Annotated in this window: 9 protein-coding genes; 8 read left to right on the plus strand and 1 reads right to left on the minus strand. The window is 36.9% G+C overall.

Features of this window, described 5'->3' with window-relative positions; translation table 11 throughout:
* On the plus strand, positions 1 to 225 hold a 225-nt coding region (locus GC093_RS11265; RefSeq protein ID WP_171651978.1), incomplete at its 5' end, for a tyrosine-type recombinase/integrase.
* A gap of 464 nt (positions 226 to 689) precedes the next feature.
* Here GC093_RS11265 and GC093_RS11270 read toward each other — a convergent pair.
* Positions 690 to 1,028, minus strand: a complete 339-nt coding sequence (locus tag GC093_RS11270) for a helix-turn-helix domain-containing protein (RefSeq protein ID WP_171651979.1) — start codon at positions 1,026 to 1,028, stop codon at positions 690 to 692.
* Positions 1,029 to 1,398: 370 nt separating this feature from the next.
* Between GC093_RS11270 and GC093_RS11275 the strand changes: the two genes are divergently transcribed.
* From GC093_RS11275 to GC093_RS11305, 7 genes are all read left to right on the plus strand, one after another.
* Positions 1,399 to 1,680, plus strand: a complete 282-nt coding sequence (locus tag GC093_RS11275) for a hypothetical protein (protein WP_171651980.1) — start codon at positions 1,399 to 1,401, stop codon at positions 1,678 to 1,680.
* A gap of 419 nt (positions 1,681 to 2,099) precedes the next feature.
* Complete coding sequence (locus tag GC093_RS11280) at positions 2,100 to 2,981, plus strand: TnsA endonuclease N-terminal domain-containing protein (protein WP_171651981.1); 882 nt, start codon at positions 2,100 to 2,102, stop codon at positions 2,979 to 2,981.
* 12 nt (positions 2,982 to 2,993) lie between these two features.
* Entirely contained in the window at positions 2,994 to 5,180 is a 2,187-nt protein-coding gene (locus GC093_RS11285) for a TnsB C-terminal domain-containing protein (protein WP_171651982.1), read from the plus strand.
* A 19-nt stretch (positions 5,181 to 5,199) separates the two neighbouring features.
* Entirely contained in the window at positions 5,200 to 6,879 is a 1,680-nt protein-coding gene (locus GC093_RS11290) for an ATP-binding protein (protein WP_171651983.1), read from the plus strand.
* A 232-nt stretch (positions 6,880 to 7,111) separates the two neighbouring features.
* A complete protein-coding gene (locus GC093_RS11295; protein ID WP_171651984.1) occupies positions 7,112 to 8,920 on the plus strand; it encodes a TnsD family Tn7-like transposition protein in 1,809 nt (602 codons plus the stop codon).
* Positions 8,921 to 9,339: 419 nt separating this feature from the next.
* Positions 9,340 to 10,329: a hypothetical protein gene (locus tag GC093_RS11300; RefSeq protein WP_171651985.1), complete on the plus strand. Its 990-nt coding sequence runs from the start codon at positions 9,340 to 9,342 to the stop codon at positions 10,327 to 10,329.
* A gap of 51 nt (positions 10,330 to 10,380) precedes the next feature.
* Entirely contained in the window at positions 10,381 to 12,666 is a 2,286-nt protein-coding gene (locus tag GC093_RS11305) for a hypothetical protein (RefSeq protein WP_312886507.1), read from the plus strand.
* The last annotated feature ends 34 nt before the right edge of the window (positions 12,667 to 12,700 follow it).

Genomic DNA, 12,700 nt, shown 5'->3' on the forward strand with positions numbered 1-12,700 from the left:
CCAACGATCCGTCACTCATTAAAACTATTGGCAGCACGAGGTGAAGTAGCTGCAAATGTATACCCACATCGGTTTCGGCATACCTATGCTTGTCAACTGTTAGATAATGGTGCTCCATTGGAGTTTATACAAGGGATGCTTGGGCATGAAAAAGCATCAACCACTCAGATATATGCTCAGTTGCGGGGTGAACGACGGAGAGAATTGTATCGACGTTATTTTTAGGATACATGTGAGGATAACGGAAAAGTAGTAATTTTACGAATAAATTCCTTGTGTTGATTGCAAAAGATGACAGGTATCGGTCATGTACTATTGTAAATAATGCGGACTCATTTTTATTGTCCCAAAGATATAGAAAAAAGGATGGAACATCAAAAGTCCTTAACTCTCAAGGGATTTTTCATTTTGGAAGCATAAGTTTGCCATGTTAAATTGGAAGCATAAGCATTCCAAAGCGGCAAAGTTATGGGTTAAGTCACACATGTTCCCATAAAATTATGAATTCATTAAGGTGGTCCATCACGGCAGCAAAACAATTTACGTTGCTTCGTGTTCACAACGTCAAGAGGCTATGTACAATTGCCAAAAAGTTAATCAGAAGATAATTAAAAATTTATATCACGTTAAGTTGACCCAATAATTCGAAAAGAGGTTATCCCACAAATTAGGGATAACCTTATGCAAGCTTATTTACTTCTATAAAACTCAGATAAAATAAATTTTGCCCTCTTTATCTCCTCATTTGATTGACGCATGAGTAAATTAAGAACTTCTTGAAGATCTCTTTGTTTGCTTGTTTGCCCTAAGTCAAGCCCAGCATATCTAAACAGTTCCTGAACTTCAGTATTTAATGCTTCAGCCATTTTTTCAAGATTAAGTAAAGTGATGTTCTTTTCACCACGTTCTACTGCCCCTACGTAAGTAAAATGGAATCCAGACACCTCGGCTAATTGTTCCTGAGTTAAACCACGATCTTTACGAATATCTCTAACTCTAGCACCAACAATTTTTAAAATGTCGCCCATATATTTTACACCTCAATAAAAGTGTAGACAACGGGTAGCAATTGAAACACGATCGTATAAGTATTATAAAACAAAATACTATTTATAAGTATAAAAATGCGTTTGTAAGGGTATTACTATTACTAGATTCATAGAATGTTAATCCAATTTAATGAGGTGATAGGAATGAGCAAAGGTATTCAAATTTGCATTTATTAAATCGAGGGGAATAATAGTTAATAATTTGTTTTACTATGCAATTAGGGAACAGTAATTAGTTTTAACAGGTGAAAACAAATGGACCATGGTTGTTTTCGCTTTGCTGAAAAGTCCTAATCTTCTTTTACTAGATTAATAGAAACCTAAATTCATATAATGAGGTGATTTTGAGATGAAGAAAATATTTACATTTGCATTGGTCACTCCAATGGGTATTTATATCAATGAGCTGTTTTACACATGCCCTAAAGCAATTGAAGGACAGTGGTTCTATCGAGCAGCACTATATGGAACTTGGTTACTACCAGTTATTTACTCAAAGGAGGCTGAAGAAAGCATCAAGGTTATATATGATGGGGAAATATTTGTTGCAAATGTTGTACCGGATACATCAAAGATTTCAATATTTATTATTCGTTCTATTGAGAAAGGGATCTCTCTAATTGGAAAGTGAAACCAACAATGAACTTTTTCCCTAACCTTTATCCAGATGAATTACTATATAGCGTTCTCGCAAGATATCATCATTTAAGAGGATTTATTCACATCCATTTCTTGAGTTGTTGAGATGCGATAATAATATTCCGGCATGGTGAAAAGGATGTATCCATGCTGAACATGCAATACATCCATTAAAGCACTTGCTACTAACGAGACTTTATATGGTTTACTTAATAAATTGAGTTCATTTGCAAATCACAAAATTAAGAGGAGGCCATCAATGTTGGTGGAAATGCTGAATGTCGTCCTCGATAATATAAAGAAAATAAAATTAACTTTGCAAGGGAAAAGATACTTTGATGATCCGTTTACGAGAAATTGTGTTCATTATTATAAACTGATTCTCTTACACAGTCAGGCTAAAAGGCGCACATGAATAAAATTATTTTTACTGGAAAAATTATTCAATATGCACGTATAACAACTGGAGGGTTGACTGCAATGGCAAAATTCAAGTATGCAGTTGATGAAAATACCATAGCGAAGCGATTAAAAGAAGGTAGAGGTAGCGGGACAGGCTCAGCTTATCTCCCATGGATTCGTGTTCATGAAGTACCATCTATAGGGAAATCAAGTATTCGTAGCAGTTGGAAAACGGAACGGGAGCATCACTTCTTATCAAATTTAGAAGCGATGTATTTTTATTTATTGGAATGGGACGATAGTGTCGTCGATATGAGAGAGCAGTTCCCACTTCTACCTAGAGAAGAAACGCAAGCTATTGCAGCTGAACTTGGTATCAAACACCCCGCAGATCCGAAAACCAAGGTCGATATTGTTATGACAACAGACAATGTAATAACCAACTTATCTGAATACGGTCAAGTAATTAAAGCGAGGTCTATTAAATATGAAAATGCACTTAATAAGCGTCGGACTGCAGAAAAGCAATTGATTGAAAAGATTTATTGGTCAAGAAGAGGCGTGGAGTGGAATGTTGTGACGGAAAATTCTATTCACATACCCTTGGTTCAAAATATTCAAATGTTGCATAAATCCAAGAGCAAATTTGGCTTGTTTCCTAATATAGATGAAGTTACTTTGAAATCAATGGAGGAGAAACTAATGAAGCTTTTGCCAGGAAGTAATAAAATTATAGCAAATTTAACAGATGTTATGGACAAATATTATAATGTTCCAGCTAGTACTAGTCTTACACTTTTGAAGCATTTAATTGTTAACAAAAAATTAAATATTGATATGCTTCAATTGTTTAATCCCTGCAAACAAGTCAAAATAACAATTCCGTGCTAAGGGGAATATTAGATGCAATCATTAATTACGAACCAAGTACTGCAATGGGCACCATTTGAAGATAATAACTCTACGTTTGAGCGAATTATATATTTATCTCATATATCAGATCTACTTTATGTAATCGATTTAAATAAGGATGACTTTCCGTTCAAACGATCAATCGAAGATGTAACCACTGCTTTAGTGTCTGATGAAGCTCGAATTGTGAATTACATATCTGAAGCAGAAAAAATGACGTACGAGCTTTTGCCGATTAAACGGAAAAAAGAGTTAGATGAAGCATGGAATTTCCTTAAGGAATATGTAGAAAATGAGCCCTATATTTTCATGAGTGACTATCGTGGTCCTATGGTGAACGAATGTGTTGAAAAATCGTCTTATTCCATGCCTAAGGTGCACAGACTTTTAAAAAAGTATTGGAGGTCAGGGAAGCTAAAGATAGGAATGCTTAATCGATACGATAAAAGTGGGGGGCCTGGAAGTAATAAATTAGCGACTCAAGATACGAAAAAAAGGGGCCGGAAACGAAAAATCACAAAACTCGAACCCGAGAAAGTCGGAGTTAATACGGATGCCACCATTCATAAGCATATGATGGTGGCATATAGGAAATTTCATCTTAGAGAAAAACTTTCATTGCGTGAATCCTTTAAAAAGATGTTACGTACTTTTTTTATAAGCCATTATGAAGAAGAGAACGGGAAATCTAAACCGATTCTCTTGCCAAGGGAACAAAGACCAGAGTTCAAAACTTATTGTTACCATGTAGATAAAGCTAAAAAGTCTAACTTTATCGGTTCTTCATTAGCACTGATTGGTGAACGAAGATTTAACTTGGATAAAAGGGCGAAAATTGGTAATCAGACCAAACAAGCGTTGGTTCCAGGTTCTATATTCCATATTGATTCCACAATTGCTGATTTATATTTAGCAAGTAGCTATCGCGAATTCTTACCAATTGGACGGCCGGTAATTTACAGTGTTATTGATTTGTTCAGTCACTATATTGCTGGACTCTATATTGGATTTGAAAGGTCATACATAGGGGCTGCAATGGCAATATATAACACAGGTTCTTCGAAGGTTGATCTCTGTCAGAGGATTGGAATGACAATTACACCAGAAGAATGGCCCTTGGCTTGCTTACCGAGACAATTTACTGCAGACCGAGGAGAATTGTTAAATACGAAAACAACCGGACTTCGAACTTTACTAGGTATTGATATTGAGTATATGGCGCCATATCGTGCTGATTGGAAGGCGTTGGTTGAAAGTTTTTTTAATGTCTACAATGTCAGTGCAATTTCTCGTTTACCAGGCGAAGTTTCAATTGAAATGCGGCGGAGGGGAGATCCGGATCCAAGATTGAAAGCTGTTTTAACACTAAATGAGTTTTCACAGATCATCTATGACTTAGCCATTTGGCATAACAACTATCACTGGATGGAGGGGTATGCACTAGATGAAGATATGATTGCTGAAGGAGTAAAGCCAATTCCGTGTGATTTATTAGAGTGGGGAATGAAACGAAAGGGGCACTGCTTCAGAAGTTTCGATGAAGAAATTTTAAAGAATAATTTATTACCAACTGAAACAGGCAGAATTACGAATCTAGGTATTAAGTTTAAAGGTATTCACTACAAATGCGAACAAGCAGTTCGAGAAGGATGGTTTGTAGACGGAAATCCTCGTATGGGAAAAAAACTTAATATAGCATTTGATCCGAGGTTTACAGATAAGGTCATTTTAAAGGGGGATAACGGTATTGGTTATCTTCCACTCGATATGGTTGATTCTAATCATCATGCTAAGCAAAAGACTTGGGATGAATTCGAACATATTGAAGAAGTAATTAGTCTAGAAAAAGAGCTGTATAAAGAAGTCGAAGAACAAGCTGAAGCGGAGCGGGGCTATCGCAGGGACAATGTTGTTGAAATGGCTAAAGCGCTTAAACAGGAAAGTGGTTTGAGTAATGCAAAACTAATAGATGGTATTGCAGAGCGTACAGCATTTGAAAAAGAAATGCTACGAAGAACAGAAAACTTTTTACATGTTGAAACGAATAATGAATTACCTGAACAACAAGTTCAAGTTGACAGTACTTCAATTGAACAAGCCGAAGTGATTGCTGAAAATCCAAAAAGGCAATCTTCAGGAAATTCACGACTTCAAGCTTTGTTAGCAGCACAAAACTAAAAATTAGGTGGTGGTAATTATGGAGTCTATTAAAGAAAGGATTTCTTATCTTAGAGGAGCAGATGTTGTAGCCTCCTATAGAAAGGCAGAAATTGCTAAATACCGTGAAAACCCTTTAATCGAAGCGCTACAACCGATACACGATGTTCCTGTGGTTATTAAGAAACTTACCAAGAAAGTTGCATTCCACGATCGTGATAGATCTAGAAATCCAACATTAAGGCTTCATTGTATTTATGATCTTCCGAGGCTCGTACAACCACTTGAAAATCATCTCCGAATAGAGCAAAGCATATCTATATTGATTCGAGATGGTTATGTTGATCGAAATCCTCTCACTGTAAATGGTGTGAGAATTCGAAATGAAGCGGCAGAGAATGTCTCCAAAGCGATGGAAGCCTTTAAAGAAGCAAGGTTAACTTCTCAATCAATATCGTTTGATAAGAAATCTTACAAAACTTCTGGAGGGGGGCTGTCAATAATTGGAGTTTCGGGAATGGGGAAAACAACAGCTATCAATAACATCCTTATGACAATGTATCCCGCACAGGTTATTAGACATGGTCAATATAAGGGACAAAGCATTACCTCCACACAGATCGTTTGGTTAAAACTAGAATGTCCACCAAAAGGTTCGATTAGGGGTCTATGCCTGAATTTCTTTCAAATTCTTAAGGACCTCGTAGGGGATGATCATTATGATATATTCGTAAAAAGAGGTACTGTTGACCAAATGATTCCTACAATGGCCCAATTATGCGCGACATATATGATTGGTGTTCTAATTATTGATGAGATTCAGCACTTAAGTGGAAATACGGATGAAGAAGAACACATGCTAAACTTTTTTGTTACTCTAAAAAATATGCTTGGTGTACCTATTGTCCTTATTGGAACTAACAAAGCATGGGAAATGTTATCGAAAGAATTTAGACAACTCCGGAGGGCTTGTGAGCATTTTGGAGTACTCTTTTGGGAGCGTATGGATTATGGATCATTAGATGCGCCTGTTGATTCAGAAGTAGGTCTTGAATGGAAACTCTTTTTAGGGGCATTGTGGAAGTATCAATGGACTCGTCAGCCAGTTGAATTGAATGAAGTATTAAATCAAGTTATGTACGAATATTCCCAAGGCGTAACGGACATCGCCATTAAGTTATTTATGATTGCTCAGTGGAGGGCAATTAACTCACATGTGGAATCACTTACCCCTCAGATTATCCGAGATGTATTTGAGAATGAACTAAGTGCTTTAAAACCAGTATTGTTAGCGCTTAAGCTTAATGAATATGCAAAGCTTGAAGCCTTAAAAGACATTTATATTAAAGATTTCAAAATTGATAAATTTTTCAATTCGGCTCTCGCTGAATTAGCTAAAAAGGAACTAAAGGCTGGCAAAGCTGCAAAAGAGATTAATTCAAAAATGGATTCTGTAGATATATCATATGAAGCAACTAAATGGTTGATGGAAGCACAAGTTCCTGCAAATCATGCTGAGATAATTGTACGTTCGCTCATTGAGGAAAACAAAAATATTATATTGCCTGAATTAAAGAGTTTAGCTCTTCAAGCTTACGCTAAGATTAAAGTTAAGGTTGAGAAGAGGCAAAGAGTTGAAGTTAAAAATATTGATAAGAAGAAAGTTAGTCAACTGAACTTTGATATCAAAGAAGATGTTTTAGCAGCTGGTAGCTTATAAGATGTAAGAGCGAATGAAAAGCTGGATTGGCCATATTCAATGTCTTCGAGAAGCTGGGTAACATACATCAAACGTAGATGGGCCACCAATAAATGAGTGGTCTCTTTTAATTTATCGTTCTCAAGGCATGGCATGTATCTCAAGCCGGTGCAAGTTACAAACCGGGGATAATCTCCTGGAAAATGGAAATAATATGAAGGGAGTTTATTGCTAAAGGAGATATTAAGTTAAGATGAATTTTTTTGTAACGACTTACAATGATGAAGATATTAGAAGTATAGTTATAAGAATGCATATGCTTTCAGCAAAAACTCAATTTAGTGATACCATTAGGTCATTATTTAATCGGAGCTCTGGTAAAACTACTGTGTTTCCAGAGAACTTAGATTATTTTGTGAATAACATTTTTGAAAACAATAATTCTAAATATACTTTAGAATATTTTATAAACCGGCATACTTATGTTCCTATAATAAGAACTTTCAAGGATAAAGAAGTATATATAAAAATTTTGAGTTATTTTCAAGGTAAAAGATCATCTACTATCTTTTTTAGTTTATTGTTTTCTTTCCTTAAAGATGAAATTTCATTTTGCCCGCAATGCCTTATTGAAGATTATCATAATGGGGATATATATATACATCGGATGCATCAGTTTAAAAATATAAACAAGTGTGCTATCCATGGAATTGATTTAAAATCGAGATGCCCCGGATGTAATAGGATGCTAGCCACAGAGACTTCACAAATATATAAGTTAGAATGTCAGTGTGGATTTGATTTTGAGAATTCCAGTCAAGTTAAAATGTGTACACTGAGTGAGTATGAAAAAATACTATTAGATAAAGTGGATTACTTGTTGAATAATGAGAAATTATTGTTTTCGGAAGATATTTCTGACCGATATCGCGCATTTGCATTTGAGAGAGGTTTCATAAATAGTTCAGGCAAATTTCTTAATAAGTTGATACTTCAAGAAGTGAATTATATATTAAGTAAATTGAATATGGATCTACTAGATATTTCGAATAAAACGCAATATTTAACTCATATCTCAGGAGATTTAATTGTACATTTGTGCATAATGGAAGTTTTATTCGGAGAAGCTGCTGGTTTTTTTGAAAATAATCTTCCCGAAATTGCAATGGAAATTCCGTATGGTAGTGGACCATGGAATTGTCAAAATAAATATTGCGATTTTTTTGAGGAACCAATTATTAAAAAATGCAAACGTAGTAAAACTAAATCGAAAGATATAAATACAATATTGGAATGTCCAATTTGTAAATTTACATATTCAATTCTAAATATTCCAAAAAGCCCAATAAAAATACTTTTTTATGGACCTAAATGGAAAAAAGAACAAAGTAAATTGAAAAATTCAAAAGCTAAAAATAAATATTATAGAAAAACTTTGACTAAGGTTGAACAGAATGTAGGTGTTAAGAAAACATATACATTTGAATGGTTCCTAAAATTAATTGTAATTTTTGAAAGAACAAAATCTATTAATCAAACAGCAAAAGAACTTGGAGTTCGCCATGAGACGATAAAAAGATATGTAAATTTATATCAGAAGCATGGGGATGCCGAAATTTTCAAAAGTTTACCCGTGTATTCTGGTTATGTTAAAGAGAAATTGAATACGATTAAAATCCAAATATTACTAATAATGGATAACAATGAATCTATAAACAGGTACAGCATTAGCGAGATCATAGGCTACAACTCATACTATTACTTACTAAAAAATGATTCAAGCTGGGCTGAACATAATCTTCCTCAAAAGCGGGCAATCAAGAAAAAAAAAGATTGGCAAGAAGAAGATAATGTATTGTCTTTGAAGGTTTTGAATATTATCGATCAATTAAAGCTAAATCCTCCGAAAGGACGTGTTGGTCGGAATACTATTTTTAAACGATTAGGAGTAAACGATCGTGTTAATCTAGGTAAATATTGGGATGGAATGCCAAATTGTACTAAACTTATTGATGAATTTGTTTCTTGGTATAAAGAGTATAAAAGATTAATAAATGTGTAAATTCCCATCCACTTAATTATTTAAGAAATACATACTTCCGACCAATAAAACATTTTTTCACTAGGACACTCCACGACGAATAAACACTTCGCATAAAATGACCAAGACATATATATAGTCTTGGTCATTTTTATGTTGTCATTAATATTTGTTATGAAGGATGGCTTTACAAAAAGTAAACAGTAATAACAAACTTTATTTTCCATTTTTCTGAACTCATTATTGAAAAAGACATTTAATTAACGAACTTATTTATCTGCTTTAATTTTTTAAAAACCGCGGAACTATTGGATTTGACTAACAAACTTTATTTTCTTGCATCATTAACGTACAAACGGGTACCATTGGTACGGATGCAAATTCAATCAGTCCATAGAGAATGGAGAAGTATCGTGGTTGTTCGGTTGCCATGTTGCAGAATGAAGCCGTGGCTTAAAGATACCCAAGGAAGCTTTACAATCGAAGCGAGCTTTGTTCTTCCGCTTATCTTATTGAGTACAATCTCGCTGTTGTTTTTAGCGATGTTTGTATTCCAAACGTCATCTGCTTATCAAACGGCAGGAATTGCGGCAGATCGTGCTGCGTTCGTCTGGGATAACAGCAAAAAGAATCCTATCACAGGTGCTTTCACTCTTGGAGAGAACGATGGTTTGTATTGGCGTCTTCGTAGTGATAGTGTATCCGATCTATTTTCATTTTTGATCCCCAACCCAGCGGCACAAATAAAGCTGCCTGTCTCGGGAAAACAGAATGCGGACGCTGGACCAGTGGAGAAGCTGCGGCGGGTGGGTTCTGTTGTTTCATCGGATTGGACTGGCTGGATGCAATATAGAAATAATGGGATTAGTCGGGAAGTAAGCGTTCAACTGGCCAAACCTTTTCATTCACCTGACTATGTAGAGCATCGACTTGCTAGCGATGTGCAATCTACAGCTGCTGCCCAAGTGGTAGATCCTGTAGAAACAATCCGTGTTATTGATCTCACTCGTACCTTTATTCAAGAAATTAAGGGCCGAATCAAGCCGAGTGCCGCGCTTTTAACGTTAGTTGAGCCCAAATCAACACCTTCGAAACCGGTGGTTATTAACAGCCATAAAACAGCGGTTGCCTATTTGCAAACACTTGTTAATGGCAGTGAGCGAACTATTAAAGTAAATGCAACTACGCAGCGTGTAGTGGATGCTATGGATGCTAATCAGGTTGCGCATCAGGCCATCTATACGTTTAGTGAAAGCCAGCTTCGCAATGAACAAATACCGAAGGATGCTCAATTACTACAAGATGGAACTGCAGTTAAAGGAGTTGTCTGGCACTTTTTTAAGCAGACCAAAAATAGTGAGGTGAAGCTATCAGCAGGCTTGAGGCAGGACCTGGAGAGGAAAGGGATTGTGATTGTCATTCATGAATAATTGACGGAATTGCCCGTGAATTGACTTTTCTAATGAGAGGAGTGAGATTACGTGATTCGTTGGAGGGAGCTGGTCCGGGAGCAGCACGGAGCGGTTTCGTTGTATTTGATAATGATTTTGGTTCCGGTCTTTTTGTTGTGCGCCCTCTTGATCGATTTTTCACGTCTTAAGGTGGCGGAGAAGGAAGCGGAAAATGCGGTGAAAACCGGAGTTCGCTCAACCCTCTCTGCTTTTTCCCCACAGCTGCACAATTATGGTCTGTACGCGCTGGAACAGGAAAAGGAGAAATCCGAGGCATTGTTCATGAAAACCGTCTCAGCCAATATGTCCGATTCTGTTACAAAGGGTGGCTTCAGCTTCATAGATCAAAGGCTGGAAACGAATGGGTCGAGCATAACCTCGATGTATACACTTGCGAATCACACTCTTTTTAAAAAGCAAATTTTGGAGGAAATGAAATACCGTGCGCCAATGATTTATTCTTTGGAGATCGCAGATAAATTTAAGAAAACAGGCTTGGCCGCTACTATGGGACAGGCCTCCCAATTTGCGAATAATGCGGTAAAAATTGAAGCTTTGATCGAAGAACGTGACGAGCAGCTCGATCGAGCATGGGATGTATGGATTTTAATCCATCAGAAGGCATCATCGTTACATCCTTACTATGAGACCCAATTAGCCAGATTGAACGAGCTCAGCGGTAAAGTTGGAATTAATACAGTTAATGAGGTTAAGCAATCACTTCAGAATGCTAGAAAGGATCTGACTGAACTAAAGGATCAGGTAAAAAGGATTGACAGAAGAATAAAATCATTAATGGAAGCAGGGGCGGGCGCAGCAGCTGCGATTGATAGTTTGTACGACACCAAATCCGAATTGAAATCTCAAATCGCAGATCTCAATGATAAAATTAAGGATTTAGATCAATTACTAGAGGATGTAATTAAGTACACAGAGCTGTTAGTTCTACTGAAAATAAAATCGACCCAAGATTTTTCTGATCTTAAAGCTTCATTGAAATTATTTGAAGAAGCACTGGCAAAAGCAAAAGCTGCTAACGATCAGTTGAACGAACAATTACGTTCGGTAGATACTCAGCAGACAGCTGCCTCTTCTGTATATCTGGCTAATCAAGCATTTCAAGGGATACATACTATTCAAAGGCAGGAGCTGGATGAATACGGGAGTCAAGCAGCGGGAGCCGTTGCGGTCTTTTCAGGACTGGAGGCTCAGCTTGGCAGCGTTTTGCTGTTTGACGCAGACAATTATAGGAATGCAGACAGCGCGAACCAATTGTTTTGGAAGCAGGCAAACCAGTTGTATGTGAAACAAGGGGCAGAGGAAACAAAACGAAATAAGAATAAGTCCGCTATAGCTACTTCCAAACGTGAACAGCGCAGTAAAGCACAGCCTTACTTGGATCAAGTTACCAAGGCGATGGGTAGCTGCAGTCTTGTTAGTGTAACGGATCCGTTTAAAGATCACTACGTTACTTTACAAGGAGATCCTGCCAAAGGTAGTTCAGGCTTCTACCAAAGCTACATGAGAGCAAACCGAGAAAACGATTTGGCGCAGCCTTTGCCAGAGCTTAATCTTGATAACGCAGATAAAGCTGGAATGAGTGCAATGAACCTGATTTCTTCTATTGAGTCTGTTCTAACAGATGTTAGAGATGAATTTTATTTGGATGAATTTGCTATCAGTAAATTCAACTATAGAACACTGGGCTTGGAAAAGGATATTTCCGGTCAACTCAAAATCTCCAAAGAATTGTCGCAGCCTGATAGCCACATCTTAGTGAATCAAGAGCTGGAATATCTGTTATACGGAGCAAATTCCTGCCTAGGTAATTATTCTGCCGCGTATGCGGAAATGTTTGTTTTTCGTCTGGCTGTCGGTACTGCTGAAGCCCTCACAGAACCGCATATTCAATCCTTGAATGTGGGCTCTCCATTGCTTGTGTTTCTGGCTGCTGTTGCTGAAGGTGCGGTAAAAGCTCAAATGGATATGATCAAACTGGTGCAGGGAGAGCAGGTACCGTTGTCTAAAAAATTAGGCAGTATGTTTAGCTTGTCGTACAAGGATTACTTGCGTATATTTCTTTTGCTGCATAGCCGCGACAAGGTACTGCTTTCACGTATGCAATCATTGATTGAATTAAATACTGGAGTACCATTAGAGCAAAGTGCTACTTATTTGTCAGGAACAGCGACTACTTCAGTAAAACTATGGTTTTTACCAAGTCTAATGAAAATTTTAGGGGCTGCAGGTTTATATTCATGTGAGGTGATTGGGGGGCGATGTCACATCACTAAAACGGGTGTAATGGCTTACTAACTTCCCAAAGTGTGAGCATACGAAGCAAGTTTCG

Source organism: Paenibacillus foliorum, assembly GCF_013141765.1.
Classification (GTDB): Bacteria; Bacillota; Bacilli; order Paenibacillales; family NBRC-103111; genus Paenibacillus_S; species Paenibacillus_S foliorum.